Origin of the sequence: Paracoccus versutus (genome assembly GCF_029909795.1) — a bacterium.
GTDB classification, from domain to species: domain Bacteria; phylum Pseudomonadota; class Alphaproteobacteria; order Rhodobacterales; family Rhodobacteraceae; genus Paracoccus; species Paracoccus versutus.
This window is the reverse complement of sequence record NZ_CP038197.1, coordinates 2608003-2631715: the sequence shown is the minus strand read 5'-3', so window position 1 is coordinate 2631715 and position 23713 is coordinate 2608003. Positions and strand designations below refer to the sequence as shown.

Genomic DNA, 23713 nt, shown 5'->3' with positions numbered 1-23713 from the left:
GGCTTCAGTTGTTGAATATCCGGGCATTGCCGGGCTGGTAGCCGATGCCGGGCGTCAGGAAGCGTTCGCGCTGGATGCGGCCCTGTTCGGTGGCCGCCGCGCGCTCAGCCTCGGCGAGCGCCTCGGCGCGGCCGGTGGCGGCGAGGAGCGCGGTGAGATCGGAAAGCTGCTGCGATTGCAGGGCCAGCAGCTGGTTGCCGGCCTGGCTGGCCTGCAAGGCACCGGTGGCACCCTGGCTCTGTTCGACCAGCGTCGCCATCTCGGCCCGCTGCGCCTCGATGTTGTTGGTGACGCCGGCCTGGACGCGCATGGCGTCCTGCAACCCGCCCATGGTGTTGCTCCAGCGGGTCCGGGCATCGGCCAGGAGTTGTTGTTCGGACATCGAGAGATCGGGCGTGCCGTATTCCTGCTCGAACGCCTGGTCGACCTCTTGCACCTCGAAGGCGATGTTCTGGGCCTCGTCCAGCAGTTGCTGGGTGCGGGTGACATTTTGTTGCAGCTGCTGCAGCGAGCTATGCGGCAGGCTGGCGAGATCGCGGGCCTGGTTGATCAGCATCCGCGCCTCGTTCTGCAGCGAGGCGATCTGGTTGTTGATCTGCTCCAGCGTGCGCGCCGCGGTCAGCAGGTTCTCGGTATGGTTGGTCGGGTCGTAGACAATGCGACCGAAGCCGCCGAAGAAGGCTTGGGCTGGCGGAGTCAGGACCGGGGCCAGCGCCAGCGGTGCCGCCAGCGCAAGGACCAGTGCCGTGGTGCTGACGGAACGGGTGATCATGGATGGTCTGCGCGTCATGGCGCGGTCTCCTTATCTGTGCTTGTTTCTGGTCCTGCCTCTGCGAGGGTGGATGCTGCCTTGGCGTCGCCGGGCGCGACCGCGTCACCGGCAGGTCCTGTCTCCGCGTCGGTGAACCCGGCATCGTCCGGTCCCGCCCCGTGATCAGTGCGTGCCGTTTCTGAACTGATCGGTTCAGATACAGGCATGCCGGTGGCTTCCGGCGCCAGATTGGCGAGGTCCGGGATCAGCTCGGCCGCCCAGTCTACGCCGCGCGCCCGGAGCCAGGCGGAGAGGAAGCCGTCACGTCCATGTTCGGCGAGGACCTGACCGATCAGCGTTTGATCGGATTTGGCGGATGCGGCGCAGAGCGCGAGACCGACTTCGCTGAGGCCCAGCTCGAACAGCCGGTTGCCACGCCGGGACTGGCAATAATAATCCCGCTTGGGCGTCGCCCGCGCCAGGATCTCGATCTGGCGGTCGTTGAGGCCGAAGCGGCGATAGATCGCGGTGATCTGCGGCTCAACGGCACGCTCGTTGGGCAGCAGCAGCCGGGTCGGGCAGCTCTCGATGATCGCCGGGGCGATGGCGGAATTGTCGATATCCGACAGCGACTGCGTGGCGAAGACGACCGAGGCGTTCTTCTTCCTGAGCGTCTTCAGCCATTCGCGCAGCTGGCCGGAAAACCCCTCGTCGTCCAGCGCCAGCCAGCCCTCGTCGATGATCAGCAACGTGGGTCGCCCGTCCAGCCGGTCGCCGATGCGGTGAAAGAGATAGGACAGAACCGCCGGCGCGGCGCCGGTGCCGACCAGGCCCTCGATCTCGAAGGCCTGCACCGAGGCCGCGCCCAGATGCTCGCTCTCGGCGTCGAGCAGCCGGCCCCAAGGACCGCCGATGCAATAAGGGCGCAGCGCCTGCTTCAGATCGTTGGATTGCAGCAGCACCGCGAGGCCGGTGATGGTGCGTTCTCCGACCGGCGCCGAGGCCAGCGAGGTCAGCGCTGTCCAGAGATGCTCCTTCACCTCTGGGGTGATGGCGATGCCTTCGCGCATTAGGATGGCGGAAATCCAGTCCGCCGCCCATGCCCGTTCGGCCGCATCGTCGATGCGGGCCAGCGGCTGCAGGGCGACGGAATTCTCCGCATCCTCGGACAACCCGCCGCCGAGATCATGCCAGTCGCCGCCCATGGCCAGCGCCGCCGCCCGGATCGAGCCGCCGAAATCGAAGGCAAAGATCTGCGATCTTTCGTAGCGGCGGAACTGCAGCGCCATCAGCGCCAAGAGCACCGACTTGCCCGCCCCGGTCGGACCGACCACGAGGGTATGGCCGACATCGCCGACATGCAGCGAGAAGCGGAACGGCGTCGCGCCTTCGGTCTTTCCAAAGAGCAAAGGGGGTGCATCGAAATGCTCGTCCGACCCCTCGCCGGCCCAAACGGCGCTCAACGGCACCATATGGGCGAGATTCAAAGTGCTGATCGGCGGCTGGCGCACATTGGCATAGGCATGTCCCGGTAGCGAGCCGAGCCAGGCGTCCACCGAGTTCACAGTCTCGATCATCGCGGTGAAGTCGTGGCCCTGCACCAGTTTCTCGACCAGCCGCAGCTTCTCGTCGGCGATGCTGGCGTCCGCGTCCCAGACGGTGATCGTCGCGGTGACATAACCCATGCCGGCCACATCCGCGCCGAGTTCCTGCAAGGCCATGTCGGCGTCGGTGGCCTTGTTGGCGGCATCGGTATCGACCAGGGCCGCGGGCTCGCTGGTCATCACCTCCTTCAGGATCGCGGCGATGCTCTTGCGCTTGGCGAACCATTGCCGCCGGATCTTCGTCAGCAGTTTCGTCGCATCGGTCTTGTCGATAAGGATGGCGCGGGTCGACCAGCGGTACGGAAAGGCGATGCGGTTCAGCTCGTCGAGAATGCCGGGCGTCGTCGCGGTCGGAAAGCCGGTGATGGTCAGCACCCGCAGATGCTGCTCGCCGAGCCGCGGCTCCAGCCCGCCGGTCAGCGGCTGGTCGGCGAGCAGGGCGTCGAGATGCATCGGCACTTCCGGCACGCGCAGGCGCTGCCGGTTGGTGGAGATGGTGGAATGCAGATAGGTCAGCGTCTCTGGATCGTCGAGCCAGCGGCATTCCGGCATGAAGCCGTCGAGCAGCGCCAGCACCCGGTCGCTGCGGTCGATGAAACCGCGCAGCAGTTCCCAGGGATTCACCCCAGATGTCTCGCGGCCCTCGTAGAGCCAGCTTTCCGCGCGGGCCGCCTCTTCGGCCGGCGGCAGCCAGAGCAGGGTGAGAAAATAGTCCGAGACGAAATGGCTGCCTTCCTGCTCGAAATCGGCCTTGCGCTCGGCATCGACCAGCGCCGAGGCGGCATCGGGGAAGCGGCTGTCGGGATAGGTGGCGGCTTCGGACCGCTGCGCCTCGACGAAGATGGCCCAGCCCGAGCCGAGGCGGCGGAAGGCGTTGTTCAGCCGCCCCGCCACCGCGACCAGTTCGGCGGCCACGGCGGAATCCAGATCGGGGCCGCGGAATTTCGCCGTGCGCTGGAACGAACCGTCCTTGTTCAGCACCACGCCCGGCGCGACCAGCGCCGCCCAAGGCAGGAAGTCGGCGAGGCGGGAAGCGGTGCGGCGATACTCGGCGAGATTCATCATCGCATACCTCCGTCAGACCGAGAGATGGCCGGGGAGACGCAGGTGGCGGCGCCCAACCTCGACGAAGAGCGGGTCGCGCTTCGCCGCCCAGACGGCGGCGATGTGACCGACCGCCCAGATCAGGATGCCGGCCAGCCAGAGCTGGAGGCCGAGACCTACGGCGCCGGCCAGGGTGCCGTTCAGGATGGCGATGCTTCTCGGCGCGCCGCCGAGCAGGATCGGCTCGGTCAGGGCGCGATGCACCGGGACGGAAAAGCCCGGTACGTCGGAAAGCTGCTCGAAGCCCTGCGTCATCAGACCAAGGCCCCGCCGCCGAAGCTGAAGAAACTGAGGAAGAACGAACTGGCCGCGAAGGCGATGGAGATGCCGAAGACGATCTGGATCAGCCGGCGAAAGCCGCCGCCGGTATCGCCGAATGCCAGCGTCAGGCCGGTGACGATAATGATGATCACCGCCACGATCTTGGCCACCGGTCCCTCGACGGAATCGAGGATGGATTGCAGCGGCGCCTCCCAGGGCATCGAGGAACCGGCGGCATGGGCGGCGGGCGCCAATACAAGGCTGACATAGGCGAAGCTGGCGGATGCCGCGATACGGCGGGGAAGCTTCAATGCAGGTCGGATCATGGAGAATCTCCGATGTTTTGATGGGTGTCGGTCTCGGTGTCGGGAATCACGGGTGCGATGCGGTATTCGCCGTCCGGCCGAAGGCCCTCGACCCGGACCAGTTCGGTGAGACGGCGATTGCTGCCGCGTCCGGCCAGAACGGCGATCAGATCCACGGTCTCGGCGATCAGCGCCCGTGGCACGGTGACCACGGCCTCCTGGATCAGCTGTTCGAGGCGGCGCAGGGCTCCGATGCCCGATCCGGCATGGATGGTGCCGATCCCGCCGGGATGGCCGGTGCCCCAGGCCTTGAGCAGATCCAGCGCCTCGGCGCCGCGCACCTCGCCGATCGGGATGCGGTCGGGCCGCAATCGCAGCGATGAGCGGACCAGATCGGAAAGCGTCGCGACGCCGTCCTTTGTGCGCATCGCCACCAAATTCGGCGCGGCGCATTGCAGCTCGCGGGTATCCTCGATGATGACGACGCGGTCCAGCGTCTTCACCACCTCGGCCAGCAGCGCATTCGTCAGCGTGGTCTTGCCGGTGGAGGTGCCGCCGGCGACGAGGATATTGGCGCGGGTCACAACGCCAAGCCGCAGCGCCTCGGCCTGCATCCGGCTCATGATCCCGGCGGTGACATAGTCGTCGAGCGTGAACACGGCCACGGCGGGCTTGCGGATCGCGAAGGCCGGCGCGGCGACCACCGGCGGCAACAGGCCTTCGAAGCGTTCCCCTGTCTCGGGCAGTTCCGCCGAGACGCGTGGGGACCGGGCATGGACCTCGGCGCCGACATGATGCGCGACCAGTCGGATGATCCGCTCGCCGTCGGCAGGGGACAGCCGTTCGCCGGTGTCGTTCAGACCCTCGGAAAGCCGGTCGATCCAGAGCCGCCCGTCGGGGTTCAGCATCACCTCGACGATATCGGGATCCCGCAAGAGGGCGGAGATGGCAGGCCCGAGCGCGGTGCGGAGCATGCGGGCGCCGCGCTCCACACTTGCCTCGATGTGGTCCGAACCTGCCATCCCGTCCCCCGTTCCACCGGGGCGGCGAGAGGAAAGCCCCGGATGGGGTCGACTAAAAGAGCCTCAAAACGAGAGAGTGCAACAGCTATTCAGCTGCCGTCGTAGTCTGGCGTAGAAAGACAGGGAAACGGCGGTTTTGCCCTTTCGGGAAAACCAGCGCAGGTGGCGGCAGGCTGACGAATCAACTCCGGTATGATCAGCATCACCAGCCACTAACCTTGACATCATTTTTTCAGTGACGATATCAATGATGTCAGTTTCCGGGAGTCGCAATCGCCATGCCCGCCATCACCATCCGCAATCTGTCCGCCGAGACGCATCGGGCGCTGAAGATGCGCGCGGCGCAGCATGGGCGCAGTACCGAGGCCGAAGTGCGCGACATCCTCGAACAGGCAGCGCGACCGCAGAACCGCGTCCGGCTGGGGTCGCTGCTGGCCGAGATCGGCCGCGAAGCGCGGATGAGCAAGGAAGAGCACGCCCTGTTCGAGACTGCGATCCGGCGTGACCGGACCCCTGCCCGACCGATCGATTTCGACGAATGATCCTGCTCGACACGAATGTGGTCTCCGAACCGATGCGGGACGCGCCGGATGCCGGAGTCGTCCGCTGGATCGATGAGCAGGCGATCGAGACTCTGCACCTTTCGGCCATCACCGTGGCCGAGATCCGGTTCGGCATTGCTGTGCTTCCCGACGGCAAGCGCAAGGCCCGCCTGCATTCCCGTTTCGAGAAAGAGATCCTGCCGCTGTTCGAGGACCGCATCCTGCCCTTCGGTCTCGCAGCCTCGGAATGCTACGCAAGCCTGATGGCGCAGGCGCGCGGCAGGGGAACGATCATCGGCCAGGCGGACGGCTTCATCGCCGCAATCGCCGCCGCCGTCGAGTTGACCGTCGCGACGCGCGATACCGCGCCGTTCCTGGCTGCCGGCATCACCGTCATCAATCCATGGGAGGAGGCGAGATGAACCCGGAAGCCGTATCGGGCCGCCATTTTCGTCAAATGCCGAATATTTCCGTCAGTTTTCTGACCTAAGGAACTCCCGTGAGGGCCGCTGGGAAAAGCCTTTAGCGGTCGCACGAATGAGGGAAAAAGCGACCTTGCCGATACCTCGGATGAGCCGGCGAACCGGAACCCTGGAGTGCGAGGCGTGGGAGAGTGCTTGTGGCAGTAAGTTGTTACCCGTGGATTTGACCGTTGCTAGCCTCTCGGAGGTTAGGGGCCTGCGGAAGAAATCAAGGGTTGCGCTCCGGCTGGCGTACCATACGCTGTCCGACCACGTTCGTTTTCTCAAGGGGAGCAGATGCCGCGATACCCGCACTGGACCGAAGCTGAGTTTCCGGCTGCGAAGACCTTCTGGGCGTCGATCGCAAAGATCGACGAGAAGATGAGGGAGGATCCATATCGCTGGACCCTTTCGAAGGAGGCAAGGCTTGGTCAGTATGCGGACTTCAAACCGGGAAAGCTTTCCCATTGGAAAAACATCATCCGGACTAGCGGCCAGGTCACGCCGACGGAACTGAGTCTCAGGGGCGGGGACGATTTCGACGTCATGGACGGCCGGCATAGGATCTATGCCCTCCACGAGGAGGGGTTCACGGACGTGCTTATCCAGGTCCTCCCGATGGAGCCGGGCGATGAGGGGAAAATTGATAGGCTAGCGGAACGTCTCGCGCCTTAACCATCCCCAATGGCAATAATTCCCCGCAAAACAAAGGCCTGTGTTGGCGGGAAGCGGCGAGCCCGCCATGGTGGGTGTTCGAGATGAAACGACACGCTCCCGCTCTTGATGCAATGATCCTCGAATAAGAATCCTCGCCATTTAACGGTCCTGGCTACCGCCCCGCCGGAACAGAAAGTGTTGTCATACGGCCCCTTCGGCAGGGTCGAGTTTGGCCGGCTCATCCCCCGCCCCCGCGACATCCTCCGGTATCTCCTTGAGAAAGCTCTCGCCGGATTGCAGCCTGCGGCCGAGGGTCTCGACGAAGCCCTCGAAGCGTTCGCGGCCCTTGGCCTGGGCGGCGGCGTAGCCCTCGGCCGGGACCGGCGGCGTGACGGTCAGCCAGAAGCGGACGAAGAGCGCCAGGGTTTCGGCGCAGAGGCCGACATCGCGTTCGAGCCGCATGATCTGGCGCGACATGCGGTCGAGCCGGCGGGTAAAGGCCGCCTCGCGCCGGTCGGCATCGTCGGGCGAGAGAAAGGAAGCGACGGCGGCCTCGACGATGGCCGAGCGCGAGACCTTCCTGCTGTCGGCGAGATCCGAGATCTGCCGCAGCAGTGCGGGCGGGAAATAGACGTTCAGTCGTTGGCGCATGTTTTTTGACTCCTTACATGGGAATATCGTCGCCGGGATCCATCGAGGCCTGCCGGGCGACACCAGCCATCTTGCGGCGCAGCGCCTGGCGCTGGCGCGCGGCATCCGCCTGATCGTCACCGAGCAGCTGCCTGAACTCGTCCTCCGGCGACGGTTCCTTCCGTTCGTGGACGATCTCGACATGCTCGGGCAGTTCCGGCTCGCGGCGCAGGCCGGAATTGGCCTTGTCCTGGCGTTTTGCCTTGGACGTTTCACCGGCCCCTGCCCGATCCGCCGCCTGCTTCGGCGGCTTCAGCCCGGTCCAGTCGTCTGGTCGCGGTGATGGAGCAACCTCGCGCGGATCGGGCGGGGCCAGCATCCGCTCCCTGAAGCGCGGATCGGCATAGTAGCGCGCCTTCCGGGCCCGGATCGGCGGAGTGCCCGCGACCATGACGATCTCGTCCTCCGGCGGCAGCTGCATCACCTCGCCCGGTGTGAGCAGCGGCCGGGCGGTCTCGGAGCGCGAGACCATGATATGGCCGAGCCAGGGCGCGAGGCGATGGCCGGCATAGTTCTTCATCGCCTTCATCTCGGTGGCGGTGCCGAGCGCGTCCGAGACCCGCTTCGCGGTCCTCTCGTCGTTGGTGGCGAAGCTGACCCGGACATGGCAGTTGTCGAGGATCGCGTTGTTCGGGCCATAGGCCTTCTCGATCTGGTTCAGCGACTGCGCGATCAGGAAAGCCTTCAGCCCATAGCCGGCCATGAAGGCCAGGGCGGATTCGAAGAAGTCCAGCCGCCCCAGCGCCGGGAATTCGTCGAGCAGCATCAGCACCCGGTGCCCGCGGTCCTTCGCATGCAGATCCTCGGTCAGCCTGCGGCCGATCTGGTTCAGCACCAGCCGGATCAGCGGCTTGGTGCGCGAGATGTCGGAGGGCGGCACCACCAGATAGAGCGTCGAGGGCATCTCGCCCGCGATCAGATCGGCGATGCGCCAGTAACAATGCGATGTCACGGCCGCCACGACCGGGTCGCGATAAAGGCCGAGGAAGGACATCGCCGTGCTCAGCACGCCGGAGCGTTCGTTCTCGGATTTGTTCAGCAGTTCCCGTGCGGCGCTGGCGATGACCGGGTGCGGTCCGGCCTCGCCCAGATGCGGGGTCTTCATCATCGCCGCCAGGGTGGCCTCGATCGAGCGGCGCGGATCGGAGAGGAAGGCCGCGACGCGCGCAAGGGTCTTGTCCTCCTCGGCATAGAGCACATGCAGGATGACGCCGACCAGCAGCGCGTGGCTGGTCTTTTCCCAATGGTTGCGCTTTTCCAGCGAGCCCTCGGGATCGACCAGGATATCGGCGATGTTCTGGACGTCGCGCACCTCCCATTCGCCGCGGCGGACCTCCAGCAAGGGATTGTAGGCAGCCGAGGCCGCATTGGTAGGATCGAAGAGCAGCACCCGGCCATGCCTGGCCCTGAACCCGGCGGTCAGCTGCCAGTTCTCGCCCTTGATGTCATGGACGATGGCCGAGCCGGGCCAGGTCAGCAGCGTCGGCACCACCAGCCCGACGCCCTTGCCGGATCGGGTCGGCGCGAAGCAGAGCACATGCTCCGGCCCGTCATGGCGCAGGTAGCCCTGATCGTAGCGGCCCAGCACCACCCCATCGAGACCGAGCAGCTCTGCTCGTTCGATCTCGGCGCGGCCAGCCCAGCGCGCCGAGCCATAGGTGTCGACATCGGCAGCCTCGCGGGCCCGATAAACCGACATCAGGATGGCGATGCCGATGGCGAGGAACCCGCCCGAGGCGGCGATGATACCGCCCTCGACAAAAATGCGCGGGGCATAGGCGTCGTAGAAATACCACCACCAGAACAGGGCCGGCGGGTAATAGACCGGAATGCCCCAGACCTCGAACCAGGGCGGCCCGAGCTGGGGTTGGAAGCCGAGCCGCCAGGCCGTCCATTGCGTGCCGGACCAGACGAAGATCAGCACGATCAGGAAGACCACGCTGATCTGGCCCCAGAGGATCTTCGTGCCGAACATGGAAACACCTCCTTTCAACAAGGGTTCTTGCGTTACAGCCCGAGGTCGCGCCTGCACCCCAGCGACCAGTCGATGCCGTCGCCCGGTTTCGCCACGCCGGAGACATGCCGGCCGATCTGGCCTTCGAGGTCGCGCGACCAGGGCACCAGCTGGAAGCTCAGACCGTCGTCGATGACGGCGAAGCGGCCCGACGAGAGGGACAGCTGCCGGCCACAGGTGCCGGCGACATTGTCGCCAGCTCTGGCTTGCACATGCCGCAGCCCGGTTTTCCGGGCGAGCTCGGCACCGACCGCATCGAGTTCGCGGCGGCGCAGGGTGGCGAGCAGATGGCGCCGCACCAGGATGCGCCCACCCTCGCGCCGGGCGAGGCCTTCCCCGACCAGATGCTCGGCGCGGGCATCCATCGCCTCGCGCACCTCCTTGCCGAAACCGCCCATGGCCAGCGGCATCGGCCGGCGCTCGACCAGACGGTGATCGAGCCAGGTGGCGCCCGGCGCGGCGATCTGGCTTTGCAGATCCAGATCGGAACGATGGGCGAGCCACAGCGTCGGGTTCGGATCCTCCGGCCCGCCGAAGCGGCGCAACTCGACGATGCCGCCGAGCGGCGGGGCCTGGTCGAAGGCCTCGATCCCGCGCAGGCGGATATGATGGGCGCGGCCGTCGACACCGTCGACCACCGCATAGGCCTCGCCGGTCAACTCGTCATGCAGCCCGAGATCGACCAGCCTCCCGATGACGGGCGGGCCGTCCCGGCCGCTGTCGGTGACAAAATCGAGAACGCCCCGTTCCTCGCCCCGCCCGGCGAAGGCCCGATGCATCCGGCTGACGATGTCGCCACGCCGACCCAGGTCGCGCAGGGTGCGCTCCACCTCCAGCCCCAGCATCCATTCGCCGGGACCGGCCGATGTGGCGAGCCCCATCTTCTCCAGATGTTGCAGCCGCCCGATCATCAACCGCCGCGGTTCGGGACTGCGCCCGGTGGGTTCGCCCCGGATCGGGGCGTCGGGGCGCAGGTCGATGAATCCCATCTCGTCGGCCTGGCGCCGGATCGTGGCATCGAGCCGGGTCCAACGTTCCGCCGTCACCTCGCGTTCCAGGGCGAAGCGGATCTCGTGCTCCTGCCTGGGGCCGAGTTCGAGGGAGACCAGATCCTCGGCGCGGGAGCGCAAGCCGTAGCCGATATAGTCGCGCGAGATGACCAGATCCTTGCCGGTCTCGTCCGCGCCGCGGACCAGCAGATGCACATGCGGATTGTCGGTGTTCCAGTGATCGGCGGCGATCCAGTCCAGCTTCGTGCCGAGATCGGCCTGCATCTGTTTCACCAGATCGCGGGTGAAGGCGCGCAGATCGGTCATGTCGGACGCATCCTCGGGCGAGACAATGAAACGGAAATGATGCCGGTCGTCCTGGCAGCGTTCCGCGAAACCGGAATCGTCGGCATCGTCGGAGGTGGCATCGAACATCAGCCCGTCGCTGTCGTCGCGGCGGACGCCCTCGCGCTTGAGATAGGCGAGATGGGCCGTCATCGGGGCGGAGCGGAAGGATCGCCCCTTGTGCCGGACCACACGCGCCTTCACCACCACCCGGCGCTGCGGCGAGAACAGCCGCGAGCGGCCGAAGCTCGCCCGCCCGCGCCCGAAGGTCGAGTGGCCGGTGCGGACGGGTCGTCCCGAGGACGACGAGCCCCCGTCCGGTCCCGCCTTTCGGACCGGCCCCGCCTTCCGCGCCGCGCGCAACACCTGATTGACGAAGCTGCCGCTGCGCGGTGCCCGGGTCGAGCGCGGCCGGCCCGGACGGATGCGGAATTCGCGGTCGTCGCTGCTCATGACAGCCCTCCCTGCCCCGCGATCCGCGCAACAGTGCCAAAAACACCGTTGAAATCGCGTGAAAACCCCAAAAACGCGGCACCGCCGCCGTCCGACCGGCCTCGAAAAAGACCCGCCATGTCAATGGCGTAGGTCTTTGACGGGCCGGGGCTTTTACCTTGCCATAGCCCCAAGGGCGGCGTGGCCCCAAAGGCCGCGCCGCCCGTTCCTTCGCTGTTGTACGCTGCAGTGCGATTTCTGCGATTGGGGCTCATGACGGGCCTCCCGGGCGGGATCGCCCTCGGCGGGCGCTATCCGGTTGAGGAAAATCGGGCAGCGGATCGTCAGGCAGGGTGAATTTCCGCTGCCATGATTGCCACGCCGCGGTGACGGCGCCAGTGCCGGGAAACAGGTCGTCGAGCCTGTCCTCAGGCCGCGCGGCGACCATCTCGAAGCACCAATGACAGACGGCTTCCGGCTTGGCGCCGGTCAAACCGCGGCGCAGGGTGATGCTTTCCTGGATCCAGTCACGCAGCACCAGCCGCTTGCTGACCACGGGCTTGCGGGCGGGTTTGACGATCACCGGCTCCCAGGCCCAGGCGACCGGCACGTTGCGCTTGAAGGCGGCGAAACCCTTCACCCAGGCCATCCACCGGGCGCCCGCCGACTCGACCAGCGGTGCAAGAACGGCGAAGGAGTGCGGCGTCGCGGCGGCGTGCAGGATCCAGCCGTCGTAGTCCCGTTCCAGCCGTTCGATCAGCGCCGCGTGATCGACCTCGCCGGCGTAATCGGGACGGTCGCGGTAGAGATGCGCGCAGCCGATATAGGGCGGGTCGGCATAAGCGATCTTCATGGCTGCGGGCTCCTGACTGTGCAGGTGGCGTGATGTTTGGAATGTTTTTTCATTGCACGGATCCCGCATCGGAGCGGCGAACGAACAGCGCATCGGATTGCGGTGCGACGGCGTCTGAAGCGGTGTCGGACGGGCCAGCAGGCGGTTCCGGATCGGCAGCCAATGCACCATCGGACAGCACTGGTTCTGCAGCGGACCGGCGCACGAACAGACCGCCGGGCTGGGGTCGTTCCGCATCCGGGCCGTCGATCATGCTGCCGGCGAATAGCGGGGCCTCGTGCCAGTCGGTTGGCGGCGCGGCGGCGAAACCGGTGCCGGGCAGCGGGTCGCCGCCAAGCGGCGCCAGCATGGCGACATAGGCGCGGGTCTCGGCCGGTAAGGTCCGGTCCGAGACCAGATATTCGTCGTAGCGCCCCGGACCGGCATTGTAGGCCGCCAACATGGCGGCGACATTGCCGTAGCGGTCATGCATCTCGCGCAGATAGGCGGCGCCGGCGAGGATGTTGTCGCGGGGGTCGAACGGATCGCTGCCGAGAGCATGGCGGGCGCGCAGCGCCGCCCATGTCTCCGGCATGATTTGCATCAGGCCCATGGCGCCTTTCGACGAGACGGCCTGCGGATCGCCGCGGCTTTCGACATGGCGCACGGCGCGGATCCAGCCGGGCGGGATGCCGAAGCGCAGCGAGGCTTCCGCGACATGGGCCGCAAAGGGATCGCGGCTTTCCTGCACGACCGGCGGCGTGGTCTGCGCCAGCGGGCCGGCAGCCGGGACGGCGGCGAGGGTCAGGCCGGAAAGAAGAAGGACGGCGATGCGACGGGCGGCGCAAGCCCGCCCGCCGGCACGATGAGGAACCGAGAACGGCATGGCTCAATCCCGCTCGTCGCGTTTTCTCGGGCGCGACCAGTGCAGGCCCCAGTTCCGGCCCTGCTCGTCGGATTGGAACAGCCGGGCGCGGATCGGCTGTGCGAGGACTGGATCGTCGAGGGCCACCGAGATATAGGTCCCGGCCTTTTCGCCGCTATGGGTCCAGCCGGCGCCGATCTCCGGGCCGTCCTCGCCGTCGAGATGGATCCGGTAATCCGGCGCCTTCTCGACATCGGCATTGTGGGTCGGCACGAAGACCAGTGCGAGGTCGAGCGTGACGGTGCGGACGCGGCCCTCGTAGCCCGATTGCGTGCGGGTGAATTCTCCGATCTGTGGCATGTTATCTCTCCGTGGGTTGGTGGTTGCTGGTGGGATCAGGGGCCGTTTCGGCCCCAGTTGCTGGCCGGCGGAAGCGGCCGTCGCCCGCCGCATCGGTCCAGAGCGGGATCGCGCGGCCGATGACGGCCGCGGCTGGAAGCGATCCGAAGTAGCGGCCGTCGAGACTGTCGCGGACCCCCGGATTCAGCAGGAAGATCTCGTCGCCGCCAATCACCCGGCAGCCACGCCAAACCGGCAGATCGCGGCTTCGGCTGTCGCGGGCGAGCGCGGTGGCGGTCGCGACGCCGTCGACAGTGACAGCGCTGCCGACACGACAAACCTTCTGCCCCGGCAGCGCGGCGACGCGCTTCAGCAGCGGCACGCCGGGGCCGACATAGCCGCGCGCCGTGACGAACCGGGCCAGTGGCTCTGGCGGATCGACCGCGACCAAATCGCCGACGGACGGGTTACCGACGGGCCGCAGGACATAGAGCCCGAGCGGCACGCTGGCCGAGGCGTTCCAGATCAGCCGCGGCGCGATCTCGGTGACGGAAACAGCCCCGGTCACCAGCACGGCGAGTCCGGTTGCGGCAAGATAGGCGGCGCGTTTCCAACTGGTCATGATGCGCCCCCGTGATCCGCAGGATCATCGGTCGTTGCGCTGCCAGTAGCATCGCCGTCGGTCGCGGCATCCCCCGCTACTGTGCTCGTGGACGGGCTGTCGTTAGCGGGCATGTCGTACGGCGACGCGCCGCCGAGGACCGCGTTCAGCGCGGCTTCGGTGCGCAGAATGGCCCGACCGATGGCCTCGGGGATCTGCGGCACCACCGCATCGCCGAAGGCCTCGACGATCAGGCTGGCCGCAGACGTCCCGCGTCTACTGCCGAGCGCAATGCGCGTGCGAGCCATCCAGGCGGAAAGCCCTGCATCCAGCCGTAGGTGATGGGCAATGCCGCCGTTCCAGTCAGGCCATGGCTCCGCAAGATCGCCGCCAGCGCCCGTGCCCCGGCCCATTTGTCCGGCGCCCGGTCCGTCATCGCACCATCCATCGCTCTGGCCATCACCGCGTCCATCGTCGGCGATTTGCGGCGGTCGTAGGCCGGGCTCCAGCCGTCCATGCGGCGGTCCCGCTTCGTCGGGGTGGGCAGGATCTCGGGGGCATGCAGCATCCCCGCATGGCGGCTGTCGTGGCCCTGAAGCTGGCTCAGAACATCGCCCCGACCTCCCCGGTCCGCATCCGACTTCCTTGGCGTGGCGAAGATCATCCGCAGCGGATATGTCGATCCCGCGCCGCCGCCGGCCCCGTCCTTCATCCCGTCCGAAGCCATCGGCGTCGGCAGCGGACGGTTGCGGAACAGGTCGGAGAGACCCGAGTCCTTCATCGCCTTCCGCGCCCCCGATCCGCCTTCCATCCGCATGCCACCCTGCTGGAATTGCGACACGGGCGTGGGCAAGCTGTTCGGGATCGCAGCCGATGAGCCAGGACCGCTTGCGGACATGGTTGGCGCCGATATCCGCAGCACCCACCACGCATGGCCAGCAGGCGTAGCCGAGCGCTTCCAGCTCATCGAGCAGCCGGTCGGCGCCGCGAGTTCGGAGGTTAGCGCTGTTCTCAAAAGCGAACCAGCGAGGGCGGCACTCTCCGACCAGCCGCACGGCCTCGAGGTAGAGGCCCGAGCGTTCGCCCTCGATCCCCTTACCCTTCGTGTTGGCGCTGCTGATGTCCTGGCAGGGCGGCGATCCGACGATGATCTCGGGAAGGCAGCCGAGGTCGGAAACAAGTCGAGCTGCCGTGAGGTCGCGGACATCCGCGTAGAGTCTGACATGCGGGAAGTTCTCCGAATAGAGGATGCGCCGCCATTCGACGATCTCGCAGGCGGCAATGGTGACGAAGCCCGCCCGATGCAGGCCGAGCGACCAGCCGCCCGCGGCGCCGCTGAACAGGTCGAGTACGCGCAACGGCAGGGAAAGGTGGGTGCGACGGGCGCTCATACGCCCACCTTCCGGCGCTTCAGCCATGCGGCATGCTGGGCCCTGGTGTAGGTGCGGAACGGCTCTCCCGCCGCAATGCGGTTGTGGACATGCCGCCAGTGCTCGGGCGAGACGGTGCTGGGATCGATGCCCAGCGCCTCGACGGCATCCACCGCCTGCAGCACCCGCTCGACCTTCGGCCAGCCGCTGATCCGCAGCAGGATCTCGGCGCCCGGACGGACGCAGGGCAGCGTCTGGAACGGCTCGCGCGGCCCGACGGCCCGCAGGATGTCGAGACGCGAGACCACGGTGCCGTACTCGTTGCCCGCCCAGCGCACCAGCGCGAAGATGCTGCCGGGCGCGAAGCCGAGGGTCCGGCGCTGGCTGTCGATCCGGTGTTCGGAGCTGGGTCGTCCGAAGCGCAGCCAGTGCTCGACCCGCTTCTCTTGCCAGATCAGGTCAACAAGGGTGAGGGTGGGGTTCTCTGCGGTCTCAAGGCCATTTTCACCGAATGGAACGATCCTGTCCGTCATGACGGCCACCGCGACATCCGATCGGCAGACAAGCGCATCGGGGCGGAGGATATCGTAGGTGCTCGCAGCGGATCGTGGTATCGTCGTGAAAAGCGGATGCATGCTCCTGGGCACGACGGCGGATGCGCGAGCGGGGTCATTCTCCGTCCCCTTCCGACCCGCGCCGGGTCCGAGAATGAGGGGCCGTATCGGCGCCCGAGCGGGGGTTATCCACCGCCCGGCGCGCCCCTACCATGTTAGAGTCTTTTAAGTTAGATAAGTTACGGGCCGGATTCCGTTCGTCGGACCAAAGGCTTGACTGCCCCTGGCACGCCCGAAGTCCCGATATCGGCACGCCTGAAGTCCCGATACCGCCCACAGTTTCGACGCCCGAAGTCCCGATACCGCTCACCGAGTTATCCACAGGCGACTGTGGATAACTCGCAGGAAGGATCCGCAGCATCTCGACGTGATCGACGCGCTCGATCCGCAGCCGGTATCCGGGCAGAGACTGGCGGGCAGCGATGCGGCGAATGTCGCAGGCAAAATCGGCGGGCTTGGCCAGACTGCCCGACTTCGCATGCAGATGCAGGATATCGAAGCACCAGCCCTGCGGCTGACGGCCGGCATGCTTGCGGGCCACGCGGTAGAGCCAGCGCTCGATGCCGCCCTTGAGCCGGAAATAGGCCGGGTCGATGGTCAGCACCAGCGAGCGGTCGAGCACGCCGCGATAGAACCACTCGGGCAGCACGAATTCCATGCCCTCGACCCGGCCCCCGGCTGTCGTCATCTCTTCCCACTCGCCGATCCAGGAGAATTGGTGTCGGCGCCAGTGCTCGCCATGCCGGATCGTGGTCCGGATCACCGTCGACTGCAGCCGCGCCAACGTGCCTTTCAGCAGGCGATAGTCGCGCGCGCCGGTCTGGCGGCCGATGGCGGTCAGGAGCTGGTAGGGGGTGAAACGCAGGAAGCGCGAGGTTTGCAGCCCGGCGTTCTCGGCATCGACGATCTGGCTGGCGGCCCAGATCAGCACGTCGGCATCCCAGATGGTCGCCATGCCGTGCTCGGGAAAGCCCTGGACATGGACCTGGACACCGCCGGATTCATAGTGAATGGGCGTCAGGCGCTTGGTCTTTGCGAGCGAGAAGAACGGACGTTCCATCAGATCGCGCTGATCGCGCGGGCGGACCTCGCCGCCCGTGCCCGTCACCACGAAGGGGCTGAGGCGGCGGCGCTCGCCGGAAAGACGGGTGCGGCGGGACGTTCTCATCGCTGCCCCCTCAGCGCCGGTAGCGGCCGGCATGGGCCGGCGGCGCCACGGCATGGCGCTTGGCGGGCAGCACCGTGCCGCGCGGATCGGAGGTCGAGGTGACGGCGCCGCGCTCGGCCCAGGCCTGCAGGTCGTCGACGGCATAGACCACGCGGCCGCCGAGCTTGTGGAAGACCGGGCCGGTGCCGAAGCTGCGGTGTTTTTCCAACGTCCGGCCGGAGAGGCCGAGGAAATACGCGGCTTCCGGTGTGCGCAGGAAGCGCGGCGGCAGGTCGGTAAGATCGGGCTTCATCGTCGGGCCTCCGTGCGGTTCGCGGGGCCGCTGGCGGGCAGCGGCGTATGGAGGACAGGGTGACGAAGAAGAAACGGCCGCAGGGAGTGCGAAGTTGGGGGTGACTAATTCTCACCCCCCTGGCTGACTCCCAGACCACGAAGCTTGACGTGATGCTATGTCATCCTTACTTGTATCCTTACCGACAGAAAGGACCGCTCCGATGCCGACGGCGACCATCACCTCGAAGGGCCAGATCACCATCCCGCAGAAGGTCCGCCTCGACATGGGCCTGACGCCCGGCGACCGGGTGGATTTCGTGCGCATGGACGACGGCCATTACGCGGTCGTGCCCGCCTCGCATTCGATCCGCGCGCTGAAGGGCATCGTGCCGCGGCCCGACAAGCCGGTGAGCCTCGAGGACATGCAGGCGGCGATCCTGGGCGAAGCGACCGGCGCATGATCGGCATCGATACCAATGTGCTGGTGCGCTATCTGGCGCAGGACGACGCCGCACAGGCGGCCATCGCCACGGAGATCGTCGAGGGCTTTACGCCGGAAGAGCCCGGCTTCGTTTCGCAGGTGGTGCTGGTGGAAACCGTCTGGGTGCTGACGCGTGCCTATCGGATGACGCGCGAGGCCATCGCCGATGCCGTGGAGGTGCTGCTGCGGTCGCGCGAGTTGATCGTGGAGCACACGGAGGCCGGTTATCTGGCGCTGGCCACCTATCGCGCCACCAAGGCGGATTTCGCGGATGCGCTGATCGCGCATGGCGGGCGGCTGGCGGGCTGCAGCGAAACCGTGACCTTCGACCGCGGCGCCGCCAGCCATGCCGGCATGCGGCTGTTCGAATCCTGACAGGCAGCGGCAAGCCCAGCCGCCCCAACGAGGAGGGCGTTGCCGCCGGAGGGTTCATTCAAGCCCGAACTGTTTCGGATTGATCGCGCAAAGGCGCCTGCGGAAGACGGCGGGACCGCGCGTCCTTCCGACGACGCAGGATTACCGAGGTTCCATGCGGGCGGTTCCAGACGTCCAGCGACATCACGGCGTGCGCGGGCAAGGCGGGGTCGATAGGCGCCCCCTACCCGCACGCTGGTGAACCAGCAGCGAGCCCAGCCCCGAGATCGCGATCAACACCAGCCCCGCCAGTGATACGAGATCGGGCCAATCGCCGAAGACGACGATCCCCAGTGCCGTGGCCGAAATCAACTGGCTGTAGACCAGGGGCGCGATCAGGCTGGCCTCGGCCTTCCTGCTGGCCGTGACCAGCAGGAAGTTGCCCAGGGCCGAGCCGACGGCGCTGACCAGAAGAAGCGCAAGCAGGAGCATGTCCGGCGCGGGAAAATCGGCTTGCAGGCCGAAGGGCGTCAAGACGACAGCGCCGATCAACAGTTGCGAGATCAGCAGGAAGCGCGGCCGGAATGTTCCCGCCAGGGTACGGGTCATGACCAGATAGGCGCCGTAGAACGTCCCCGCCGCCAGGGCGAAAGCCATGCCGACGGAACTGCCGAAACCCGGCTTGACGACAAGCATCACGCCGGCGAAGCCGATCGCCAGCAAGAGGCTTCTCTGCGTCGATGGCCGTTCACCCAGGAACAGGATCGCCAGGACATAGGACACGACCGGGCCGACGAAGAAGGCTCCGAAGACATTGGCGATCGGTTCCGTCTTCAGGGCCGTCAGGATGCAGCATATCCCGCAGACGATGAACCCCGCCCTCAGCAGGACGCGCCAGGTCAGCAAGGCCGGCAGTTCCTGCCGGGTCAATCCGCTGAAGGGCAGCAGCATCAGCGCGGCCAGCAAGAACCGCGACCATGCCACGATGAAAGGGTCCACGCCGCCGCTGGTCAGCAGCTTGCCCGCCGTATCCCCGATGACCACGCAGGTCACCGCGACGAAGACTGTCGCGATCAGTCGTAGCAAATCCGGCGTATTGGTCATGATCGTTCTCGGGAAGCGGAATTGAGGCGGGCATCTGGCCCGGGGCAGACCTTGCGACGTTGCGCGAAGGATTGGAAGGCCACCATCCCGACAGCCCCGGCAGCTACTTCCGCCGTCGCCGTCGCAGCAGGCGGCGATAACCGCCCGTGATCATGGCTCGGGCATCCCTGACGAAGCCCATGACCGCGTCACGCAGCGCGGACGTCTTCCAGGCCTCTGCGCTGACCCGGTCGGCACCGTAGATCGCGCCGGCAATCTCGCGATAGCTCGCCCCGCTCATGCGCCCGTCGATGGCCTGCAGCATATGACGTGCCCGTTGGCGCTGACGTTCGGTCAAGCGCCGGTCCGGCGGCACGCTCCGCCGCATGAGAAAGCAGAGGAGGCGCGTGGCGGCCTCGATCCGGTCGAGCCCATCGGCGTCGAGCGGAATGACGACGGCCAGCGGCGCATCCGCATCGACGCCCGCCAGCCGCAAGAGATGCAGGCTCCGGCCGCCGCCGATGTCGCAACGGAAATATGTGCCATCGGCTATCCTGACATCCTTCACCGCGAGAAGGTCGACCAGGTTGCCCTCAGCAGGCAGAACGGAGGGTAGCGCATCCAGCACCAGGCTGCCGGTCTCGCAGGACGGCAGCCAGTAGACCGGCGTATCCACGCAGGACAGTCCCGGCCGAACCGGGAAACGTAAGCCCCCAGCGATTCCGGAACCGAAGGATGCCCGGCGCATCCATTGCCTCTTGCCGCGCGACGGCGCGATAGTCCTGCTGATAGTCCTCGTTGCGCCGCAGCCATTCCCAGGCGAGATCGGGCGCTGCAACTTCGTCAACGAAATCGTAGCTCGGCGAGGATCGCCACTTCGACAGGTCGGGTTTCATATCCATACCCCAAGGTTGAAGCCAGTTCTCGCGCGTTCAGCCAAGGGTTGGAAGTTTTTGTCTGCGCTAATACCCCCTGCCGGGCAAGGAAGGGTGCGGCAGAGGCAAATCGGCGGATTTCTACTTGCGATCAGCGGCCGTCGCGCAACAGCAGCTTGTAGCCGTCTTTTTTCATCCAGCGCGCACGGGCGAGATGGCTGTCGTAGATCCTGCGCGCCCGTTCCGGCTCGCGCTCTGGATCGAGACCGAAGAGGATCTGGACGGCTTCGCGCCAGTCCGCTCCGTCGTCAGCGGAATCGTGCAGCCGCATATAGAGCTTCTGGTGCCGGCGGTCGTAATCGGTCAGTTCCGGGCCGGTCGGCACATCCTCCAGATAGTCTTTTTCCGTCACATCCCTCTCCCGTCCGGGCGGTGATCGCGATGTTTTCCCGCAGCAGCACTATTCCATGCCGGGCCACGTTCCACAACAAACCGTGTTCCACGCGACGGATCCTGCTCCGCATCGTTAATCAGGCACAGTCACCGGGCGCAACTCCGAATGCCTGCACATCGGAGCAAACACCTCGGCATCCGATTTGTAGAGAATACTCCGTGGTTGAATGCTCATCAAGTCACCGATCTGTTGGTGATGAAGATTCGGGAGATATTCGCGCACAATCTGCGGGCGGCGCGGCAAGCCAGAGGCTTGTCGCAGGAAGAGCTCGCGCATCGGGCGGATATCGATCGAACCTATATCAGCTCACTGGAGCGCCGCGTTTACGGCGCCAGCATCGATGTCGTGGATCGCCTGGCCTCGGTCCTGGAAATGGAAGCATCCGACCTGCTTAAGCGGCCTGCGGAAGGCAAACGGCTGCCATCTGCGGAGCCGCCAAAGCCAGACAAGTAGCCCGGAGCGACGCCGCTGCGTTTCCAGCGGGCACCTGCCTGCCGCACAAGCCGGACGCATGAGCCCGCAAGTCAATTTGCCTCGGCGGGATCTCTGGTCCCGGTGGAGGGTCAAGCGGGGCAAAACTCTCCGCTCGCGATCTGGATGGTCCAGCATTCGCCTTCATCGTCGGCCATCATCTGGATCTCGGTACGATCGGCGCTCAGGATCGCGTGCAACCCGCCTTTGGTGAAAATCTCCGGCTCGTCGGCCTCGGCGTCCCATCCGAGGCCCCATGCTTCCTGCACCGTTACCTTGCGGAATCGGCCCTCGGCAAAGGCGGTGGCGAGGGTCGCGGCATTGGCGAGGCGGCGGGCGGTCAGTTCGGCTGTGGTCATGTCCGTTTCTCCCGGTGGGGTGGTTTCCTGCTGCCGCAAGCCCCGCGACGGCGGGGCCAGATTGTCGGCGCCGGCGGCATCAGGCGCTTTCGATCTCGCTCGGGGTATCGAGGAGGAGGTCGGCGGCTTCGGTCATCGCCTGCAGGAGGATGATCTGGGCCAGTTCCTCGTCGGAGGTCTGCATCCATCCTCGGGTGATCCGCTCCAGTTCCTCGAGCCGGTGCGGGTCGCGGCGGATCAGGGCGTTGGCGGCTTCGGCCATCAGTTCGGTCACGGTGGTCGGGTGGTTCATGGTCGCTCTCCGATCTGTGCCCCGGTCCGATCCGGGCGCTTCTGCTGCCCCGACCCCTCGGGCGTTTCCGCCTGGGGCTGTGCGCTTCCGTCGGTGGGGTCAGATCAAGCCTGCCTTCTGAAGCCAGTTGGCGGTGTCAGGGGCGTCGGTTGCGCGGACAATGACCGTCAGGGTCATGCTGTCGCGGCTGGCGCGGGCCTTGACCCCGGTATCGGCGTCCATGCCCATCTCGATGTCCTCGAGATGGATGCGGCTCGCCAGGGGGTTGCCGGGGATGTTGATCTCGAATGTCGCGGTATGCATCGGGCTTGTCTCCGGTTTCCGGGACCGATCCATCCGGCCCCTTCCACCACCCCGGCCCCGCATTGCGGGGAGCATGGCACCGGTGGCTGGCGACCATGTTGGTGCCTTACGAATAGTCTAGCAAAAACAAGGCGCTAACGCAAGCCGATTGTGGCGTTTTCTCCATTATTTTCAGTCAGTTATCGGCATTTCAACTTTCTTCCGCAGCCGCCGAAACGCCCACGGGTGTCCACCCCGTTCGCCGGTGGACACCCGTTCCCTTCCGCTCCGAAGCTAAATACGCCCTTCGCGACCACGCGCCGACGATCACGCAAAGCTCATCGGTAGCGCTGTGGAGCAGCCTCGCTCCCCAGCCCCTTTTTGCCCAAGCCCCTGTTTCTTCTTCAGCGGAGAAGGATGGGGTCGGGGGAAGGCAGCAGGCTCCGCCGGAGGCTTCCCGGCCGGTCGATCCGGTCGGGAAGCCTTCTCTTGCCGGCGTGGCAAAGGCGCGATCCGCCGCAAACATGGAAAAACCCGGCGGCTGGAACCGCCGGGCTCTTGGGCCTCCCGTTCAGGAGGGAATGTCGTCTTCGTCGATGAACCGGCCTTCGTCCTCGTCGTCGGTCCCGGCCTGCGGCGCCCGGCTCAGGAAATCCACCGTCTCGGCGACGATCTCGCAGCCGTAGCGGTCGTTGCCGTCCGCATCCTGCCATTTCGTGTAGTGGATGCGGCCGCGCACCAGCACCTTCGTGCCGGATTCGCAATATTGCCGGATGGTCCGGCCCAGGCCGTTGAAGGCGACGATGCGGTGCCATTCCGCGTCCTCGACCCGATAGCCCTTCTCGTCGCGCACGACCCGGCCTTCCGAATAGCGCGGGCGCGAGGTGACCAGCTTGAAGCGGGTAACGTCGGTGCCGGTGCGGGTGGTGCGGGTCTCGGGGGCCTGGCGGATGGTGCCGGCGAGGATGACGATGTTCTGCATTGTAGGTCTCCGTTGCTTCACAGGAGGGACCATTCCCTCCGACGAGACCCGGCAAAGTCCGTCGGGAGGCACCTGCAACTGCCGCCCCCTTCGGGCGGCAGCTTGCCCGCAAGGCTTCGGAGTGGTGCGGGCAGCCGCGCCCTGCGCGGCAACACGGTCCGGAGCCTTGGGGGTTGCCGGTGAAAACCGCACGGAGTTAGGGGTTCGGACAGGCGGAGGGATTGGTGCGTCCGGGGGCATGACGGGGACATATCGCAGAACGGCGGCGTTCTCGCCGGTGCCGTCCTGTCGGCAAAGCCCCCGGAATCCGCACCTCCCGCGGCGGTGCCGCTTCGCTTCGGTTTGCTGGTCAGCCTCGCGCCCGCGCTATTCGGAAGGCCGGGTCGTTCGGGACGGGAAGGATCGGGCTGTCGGGTCGGGGGCGCGAGATGGCATGACTGCCACCTCATCGGTGCTGGGTTGGACCGTCCGGCGATACTGCGGGGCTGGCAGGAAGCGGGTCGCATCGCGGCGGGCATTCACGGCACGCAATGGCAGGATGCGGAGGGCAAGGATCGATATGGCAGCGGGGTCGGCGGCGATGCAGGATTTCCGCAGCCGGGTGTTGCCGGCCGAAAACAACGACGCGGGCCGGTTCATCAGCGATGACATTCCCCTTTGCGCTGGAGGTCGAGGGCTTGGTGGTGTCAACCGTCTGGTGTTTCCACGGGCGCAGCAGATCGCGGACGCAAGGCGGGACACCGGCACCGTTGACCGCCTGCGGCACCCGGCCTATCATTTGCTGGTCTGAAACAGGTTAGGCTCGGGAAGGTTGGCCCGGCCCCCGCGCCCTGCGGGTCCT

General features: G+C 66.5%; 32 protein-coding genes. 7 read left to right on the top strand and 25 right to left on the bottom strand.

Going from position 1 to position 23713, the window contains the following annotated elements; translation table 11 throughout:
- Nucleotides 1–4 precede the first annotated feature (4 nt).
- The 5 genes from trbJ to trbB are packed head-to-tail and all read right to left on the bottom strand — an operon-like array spanning nucleotide 5 to nucleotide 4999.
- A complete protein-coding gene (gene trbJ / locus E3U25_RS24420; RefSeq protein ID WP_166435567.1) occupies nucleotides 5–790 on the bottom strand; it encodes a P-type conjugative transfer protein TrbJ in 786 nt (261 codons plus the stop codon).
- Nucleotides 787–3420, bottom strand: a complete 2634-nt coding sequence (trbE, locus tag E3U25_RS24415) for a conjugal transfer protein TrbE (RefSeq protein WP_072462934.1) — start codon at nucleotides 3418–3420, stop codon at nucleotides 787–789. Before trbE ends, trbJ begins: the two co-directional genes overlap by 4 nt.
- Nucleotides 3421–3432: 12 nt before the next feature.
- Complete coding sequence (locus tag E3U25_RS24410) at nucleotides 3433–3714, bottom strand: VirB3 family type IV secretion system protein (RefSeq protein ID WP_072462935.1); 282 nt, start codon at nucleotides 3712–3714, stop codon at nucleotides 3433–3435.
- Nucleotides 3714–4046: a TrbC/VirB2 family type IV secretion system protein gene (locus E3U25_RS24405; protein ID WP_072462936.1), complete on the bottom strand. Its 333-nt coding sequence runs from the start codon at nucleotides 4044–4046 to the stop codon at nucleotides 3714–3716. The genes E3U25_RS24410 and E3U25_RS24405 overlap by 1 nt, the downstream gene beginning before the upstream one ends.
- Nucleotides 4043–4999 carry a P-type conjugative transfer ATPase TrbB gene (trbB, locus tag E3U25_RS24400; RefSeq protein WP_425355731.1) on the bottom strand — a complete coding sequence of 319 codons (957 nt, stop codon included), beginning with the start codon at nucleotides 4997–4999 and terminating at the stop codon, nucleotides 4043–4045. The genes E3U25_RS24405 and trbB overlap by 4 nt, the downstream gene beginning before the upstream one ends.
- 326 nt (nucleotides 5000–5325) lie before the next feature.
- On the opposite strand from trbB, the gene E3U25_RS24395 reads away from it, so the two are divergent.
- The 3 genes from E3U25_RS24395 to E3U25_RS24385 all read left to right on the top strand — a co-directional run bounded on the left by E3U25_RS24395 (nucleotide 5326) and on the right by E3U25_RS24385 (nucleotide 6725).
- Nucleotides 5326–5589, top strand: a complete 264-nt coding sequence (locus E3U25_RS24395; protein WP_072462938.1) for a FitA-like ribbon-helix-helix domain-containing protein — start codon at nucleotides 5326–5328, stop codon at nucleotides 5587–5589.
- On the top strand, nucleotides 5586–6011 hold the full coding sequence (locus tag E3U25_RS24390; protein ID WP_072462939.1) for a type II toxin-antitoxin system VapC family toxin: 426 nt from the start codon (nucleotides 5586–5588) through the stop codon (nucleotides 6009–6011). The genes E3U25_RS24395 and E3U25_RS24390 overlap by 4 nt, the downstream gene beginning before the upstream one ends.
- Before the next feature lie 336 nt (nucleotides 6012–6347).
- Nucleotides 6348–6725, top strand: coding sequence for a hypothetical protein (locus tag E3U25_RS24385; RefSeq protein WP_072462940.1), 378 nt, complete (start codon nucleotides 6348–6350; stop codon nucleotides 6723–6725).
- 183 nt (nucleotides 6726–6908) lie between these two features.
- Here E3U25_RS24385 and E3U25_RS24380 read toward each other — a convergent pair whose 3' ends face one another.
- From E3U25_RS24380 to E3U25_RS24325, 12 genes are all read right to left on the bottom strand, one after another.
- Nucleotides 6909–7358, bottom strand: a complete 450-nt coding sequence (locus tag E3U25_RS24380) for a ribbon-helix-helix domain-containing protein (RefSeq protein WP_017998408.1) — start codon at nucleotides 7356–7358, stop codon at nucleotides 6909–6911.
- 13 nt (nucleotides 7359–7371) lie between these two features.
- Complete coding sequence (locus E3U25_RS24375; protein ID WP_072462941.1) at nucleotides 7372–9372, bottom strand: conjugal transfer protein TraG; 2001 nt, start codon at nucleotides 9370–9372, stop codon at nucleotides 7372–7374.
- Nucleotides 9373–9404: 32 nt separating this feature from the next.
- Nucleotides 9405–11198: a relaxase/mobilization nuclease domain-containing protein gene (locus E3U25_RS24370; RefSeq protein WP_072462942.1), complete on the bottom strand. Its 1794-nt coding sequence runs from the start codon at nucleotides 11196–11198 to the stop codon at nucleotides 9405–9407.
- Nucleotides 11195–11452, bottom strand: a complete 258-nt coding sequence (locus E3U25_RS24365) for a hypothetical protein (RefSeq protein ID WP_139294029.1) — start codon at nucleotides 11450–11452, stop codon at nucleotides 11195–11197. Before E3U25_RS24365 ends, E3U25_RS24370 begins: the two co-directional genes overlap by 4 nt.
- Nucleotides 11449–12030, bottom strand: coding sequence for a hypothetical protein (locus E3U25_RS24360; protein ID WP_072462943.1), 582 nt, complete (start codon nucleotides 12028–12030; stop codon nucleotides 11449–11451). The genes E3U25_RS24365 and E3U25_RS24360 overlap by 4 nt, the downstream gene beginning before the upstream one ends.
- 49 nt (nucleotides 12031–12079) lie before the next feature.
- Nucleotides 12080–12895: a lytic transglycosylase domain-containing protein gene (locus E3U25_RS24355; protein WP_072462944.1), complete on the bottom strand. Its 816-nt coding sequence runs from the start codon at nucleotides 12893–12895 to the stop codon at nucleotides 12080–12082.
- 3 nt (nucleotides 12896–12898) lie between these two features.
- Nucleotides 12899–13234: a DUF736 domain-containing protein gene (locus E3U25_RS24350; protein WP_072462945.1), complete on the bottom strand. Its 336-nt coding sequence runs from the start codon at nucleotides 13232–13234 to the stop codon at nucleotides 12899–12901.
- 1 nt (nucleotide 13235) lies between these two features.
- Nucleotides 13236–13835 carry a S26 family signal peptidase gene (locus tag E3U25_RS24345; protein WP_072462946.1) on the bottom strand — a complete coding sequence of 200 codons (600 nt, stop codon included), beginning with the start codon at nucleotides 13833–13835 and terminating at the stop codon, nucleotides 13236–13238.
- A complete protein-coding gene (locus tag E3U25_RS24340; protein ID WP_244295259.1) occupies nucleotides 13832–15232 on the bottom strand; it encodes a DNA cytosine methyltransferase in 1401 nt (466 codons plus the stop codon). Before E3U25_RS24340 ends, E3U25_RS24345 begins: the two co-directional genes overlap by 4 nt.
- The gene (locus E3U25_RS24335) at nucleotides 15202–15717 is read right to left on the bottom strand and encodes a DUF2840 domain-containing protein (RefSeq protein ID WP_017998417.1); all 516 of its coding nucleotides are present in this window, start codon (nucleotides 15715–15717) and stop codon (nucleotides 15202–15204) included. Before E3U25_RS24335 ends, E3U25_RS24340 begins: the two co-directional genes overlap by 31 nt.
- Before the next feature lie 136 nt (nucleotides 15718–15853).
- Nucleotides 15854–16966, bottom strand: coding sequence for a replication initiator protein A (locus tag E3U25_RS24330; protein WP_036714532.1), 1113 nt, complete (start codon nucleotides 16964–16966; stop codon nucleotides 15854–15856).
- A gap of 10 nt (nucleotides 16967–16976) precedes the next feature.
- On the bottom strand, nucleotides 16977–17258 hold the full coding sequence (locus tag E3U25_RS24325) for a helix-turn-helix transcriptional regulator (protein WP_011749445.1): 282 nt from the start codon (nucleotides 17256–17258) through the stop codon (nucleotides 16977–16979).
- Between the two features lie 202 nt (nucleotides 17259–17460).
- Here E3U25_RS24325 and E3U25_RS24320 point away from each other — a divergent pair, with 202 nt between their 5' ends.
- On the top strand, nucleotides 17461–17700 hold the full coding sequence (locus tag E3U25_RS24320) for an AbrB/MazE/SpoVT family DNA-binding domain-containing protein (protein ID WP_017998419.1): 240 nt from the start codon (nucleotides 17461–17463) through the stop codon (nucleotides 17698–17700).
- Complete coding sequence (locus tag E3U25_RS24315; protein WP_072462948.1) at nucleotides 17697–18095, top strand: type II toxin-antitoxin system VapC family toxin; 399 nt, start codon at nucleotides 17697–17699, stop codon at nucleotides 18093–18095. The genes E3U25_RS24320 and E3U25_RS24315 overlap by 4 nt, the downstream gene beginning before the upstream one ends.
- 183 nt (nucleotides 18096–18278) lie before the next feature.
- Here E3U25_RS24315 and E3U25_RS24310 read toward each other — a convergent pair whose 3' ends face one another.
- The 4 genes from E3U25_RS24310 to E3U25_RS24295 form a co-directional block, all read right to left on the bottom strand.
- The gene (locus E3U25_RS24310; protein WP_072462949.1) at nucleotides 18279–19178 is read right to left on the bottom strand and encodes a DMT family transporter; all 900 of its coding nucleotides are present in this window, start codon (nucleotides 19176–19178) and stop codon (nucleotides 18279–18281) included.
- A gap of 103 nt (nucleotides 19179–19281) precedes the next feature.
- Entirely contained in the window at nucleotides 19282–19833 is a 552-nt protein-coding gene (locus E3U25_RS24305; RefSeq protein WP_244295257.1) for a DUF2285 domain-containing protein, read from the bottom strand.
- A complete protein-coding gene (locus tag E3U25_RS24300; RefSeq protein WP_072462957.1) occupies nucleotides 19751–20053 on the bottom strand; it encodes a transcriptional regulator domain-containing protein in 303 nt (100 codons plus the stop codon). Before E3U25_RS24300 ends, E3U25_RS24305 begins: the two co-directional genes overlap by 83 nt.
- A 130-nt stretch (nucleotides 20054–20183) precedes the next feature.
- Nucleotides 20184–20444 carry a DNA -binding domain-containing protein gene (locus E3U25_RS24295; RefSeq protein ID WP_024845688.1) on the bottom strand — a complete coding sequence of 87 codons (261 nt, stop codon included), beginning with the start codon at nucleotides 20442–20444 and terminating at the stop codon, nucleotides 20184–20186.
- Between the two features lie 204 nt (nucleotides 20445–20648).
- On the opposite strand from E3U25_RS24295, the gene E3U25_RS24290 reads away from it, so the two are divergent.
- Nucleotides 20649–20939, top strand: a complete 291-nt coding sequence (locus E3U25_RS24290) for a helix-turn-helix domain-containing protein (protein ID WP_244295255.1) — start codon at nucleotides 20649–20651, stop codon at nucleotides 20937–20939.
- Nucleotides 20940–21049: 110 nt separating this feature from the next.
- On the opposite strand, the gene E3U25_RS24285 is transcribed toward E3U25_RS24290, so the two are convergent.
- From E3U25_RS24285 to E3U25_RS24270, 4 genes are all read right to left on the bottom strand, one after another.
- Complete coding sequence (locus E3U25_RS24285) at nucleotides 21050–21316, bottom strand: hypothetical protein (RefSeq protein ID WP_028714421.1); 267 nt, start codon at nucleotides 21314–21316, stop codon at nucleotides 21050–21052.
- 79 nt (nucleotides 21317–21395) lie between these two features.
- The gene (locus E3U25_RS24280; protein WP_017998426.1) at nucleotides 21396–21608 is read right to left on the bottom strand and encodes a hypothetical protein; all 213 of its coding nucleotides are present in this window, start codon (nucleotides 21606–21608) and stop codon (nucleotides 21396–21398) included.
- A gap of 99 nt (nucleotides 21609–21707) precedes the next feature.
- Complete coding sequence (locus E3U25_RS24275; protein WP_017998427.1) at nucleotides 21708–21911, bottom strand: hypothetical protein; 204 nt, start codon at nucleotides 21909–21911, stop codon at nucleotides 21708–21710.
- Between the two features lie 550 nt (nucleotides 21912–22461).
- Nucleotides 22462–22872: a single-stranded DNA-binding protein gene (locus tag E3U25_RS24270; RefSeq protein ID WP_017998428.1), complete on the bottom strand. Its 411-nt coding sequence runs from the start codon at nucleotides 22870–22872 to the stop codon at nucleotides 22462–22464.
- A gap of 580 nt (nucleotides 22873–23452) precedes the next feature.
- Here E3U25_RS24270 and E3U25_RS24265 point away from each other — a divergent pair.
- On the top strand, nucleotides 23453–23662 hold the full coding sequence (locus E3U25_RS24265; protein WP_166435566.1) for a hypothetical protein: 210 nt from the start codon (nucleotides 23453–23455) through the stop codon (nucleotides 23660–23662).
- Nucleotides 23663–23713 lie beyond the last annotated feature (51 nt).

Bases quoted from the DNA above. Each gene is read 5' to 3' on its own strand.
- trbJ (WP_166435567.1), bottom strand. From the start codon at position 790: ATGACGCGCAGACCATCCATGATCACCCGTTCCGTCAGCACCACGGCA.
- trbE (WP_072462934.1), bottom strand. From the start codon at position 3,420: ATGATGAATCTCGCCGAGTATCGCCGCACCGCTTCCCGCCTCGCCGAC.
- E3U25_RS24410 (WP_072462935.1), bottom strand. From the start codon at position 3,714: ATGACGCAGGGCTTCGAGCAGCTTTCCGACGTACCGGGCTTTTCCGTC.
- E3U25_RS24405 (WP_072462936.1), bottom strand. From the start codon at position 4,046: ATGATCCGACCTGCATTGAAGCTTCCCCGCCGTATCGCGGCATCCGCC.
- trbB (WP_425355731.1), bottom strand. From the start codon at position 4,999: ATGCTCCGCACCGCGCTCGGGCCTGCCATCTCCGCCCTCTTGCGGGAT.
- E3U25_RS24395 (WP_072462938.1), top strand. From the start codon at position 5,326: ATGCCCGCCATCACCATCCGCAATCTGTCCGCCGAGACGCATCGGGCG.
- E3U25_RS24390 (WP_072462939.1), top strand. From the start codon at position 5,586: ATGATCCTGCTCGACACGAATGTGGTCTCCGAACCGATGCGGGACGCG.
- E3U25_RS24385 (WP_072462940.1), top strand. From the start codon at position 6,348: ATGCCGCGATACCCGCACTGGACCGAAGCTGAGTTTCCGGCTGCGAAG.
- E3U25_RS24380 (WP_017998408.1), bottom strand. From the start codon at position 7,358: ATGCGCCAACGACTGAACGTCTATTTCCCGCCCGCACTGCTGCGGCAG.
- E3U25_RS24375 (WP_072462941.1), bottom strand. From the start codon at position 9,372: ATGTTCGGCACGAAGATCCTCTGGGGCCAGATCAGCGTGGTCTTCCTG.
- E3U25_RS24370 (WP_072462942.1), bottom strand. From the start codon at position 11,198: ATGAGCAGCGACGACCGCGAATTCCGCATCCGTCCGGGCCGGCCGCGC.
- E3U25_RS24365 (WP_139294029.1), bottom strand. From the start codon at position 11,452: ATGAGCCCCAATCGCAGAAATCGCACTGCAGCGTACAACAGCGAAGGA.
- E3U25_RS24360 (WP_072462943.1), bottom strand. From the start codon at position 12,030: ATGAAGATCGCTTATGCCGACCCGCCCTATATCGGCTGCGCGCATCTC.
- E3U25_RS24355 (WP_072462944.1), bottom strand. From the start codon at position 12,895: ATGCCGTTCTCGGTTCCTCATCGTGCCGGCGGGCGGGCTTGCGCCGCC.
- E3U25_RS24350 (WP_072462945.1), bottom strand. From the start codon at position 13,234: ATGCCACAGATCGGAGAATTCACCCGCACGCAATCGGGCTACGAGGGC.
- E3U25_RS24345 (WP_072462946.1), bottom strand. From the start codon at position 13,835: ATGACCAGTTGGAAACGCGCCGCCTATCTTGCCGCAACCGGACTCGCC.
- E3U25_RS24340 (WP_244295259.1), bottom strand. From the start codon at position 15,232: ATGGCTGAAGCGCCGGAAGGTGGGCGTATGAGCGCCCGTCGCACCCAC.
- E3U25_RS24335 (WP_017998417.1), bottom strand. From the start codon at position 15,717: ATGACGGACAGGATCGTTCCATTCGGTGAAAATGGCCTTGAGACCGCA.
- E3U25_RS24330 (WP_036714532.1), bottom strand. From the start codon at position 16,966: ATGAGAACGTCCCGCCGCACCCGTCTTTCCGGCGAGCGCCGCCGCCTC.
- E3U25_RS24325 (WP_011749445.1), bottom strand. From the start codon at position 17,258: ATGAAGCCCGATCTTACCGACCTGCCGCCGCGCTTCCTGCGCACACCG.
- E3U25_RS24320 (WP_017998419.1), top strand. From the start codon at position 17,461: ATGCCGACGGCGACCATCACCTCGAAGGGCCAGATCACCATCCCGCAG.
- E3U25_RS24315 (WP_072462948.1), top strand. From the start codon at position 17,697: ATGATCGGCATCGATACCAATGTGCTGGTGCGCTATCTGGCGCAGGAC.
- E3U25_RS24310 (WP_072462949.1), bottom strand. From the start codon at position 19,178: ATGACCAATACGCCGGATTTGCTACGACTGATCGCGACAGTCTTCGTC.
- E3U25_RS24300 (WP_072462957.1), bottom strand. From the start codon at position 20,053: ATGAAACCCGACCTGTCGAAGTGGCGATCCTCGCCGAGCTACGATTTC.
- E3U25_RS24285 (WP_028714421.1), bottom strand. From the start codon at position 21,316: ATGACCACAGCCGAACTGACCGCCCGCCGCCTCGCCAATGCCGCGACC.
- E3U25_RS24280 (WP_017998426.1), bottom strand. From the start codon at position 21,608: ATGAACCACCCGACCACCGTGACCGAACTGATGGCCGAAGCCGCCAAC.
- E3U25_RS24275 (WP_017998427.1), bottom strand. From the start codon at position 21,911: ATGCATACCGCGACATTCGAGATCAACATCCCCGGCAACCCCCTGGCG.
- E3U25_RS24270 (WP_017998428.1), bottom strand. From the start codon at position 22,872: ATGCAGAACATCGTCATCCTCGCCGGCACCATCCGCCAGGCCCCCGAG.
- E3U25_RS24265 (WP_166435566.1), top strand. From the start codon at position 23,453: ATGCAGGATTTCCGCAGCCGGGTGTTGCCGGCCGAAAACAACGACGCG.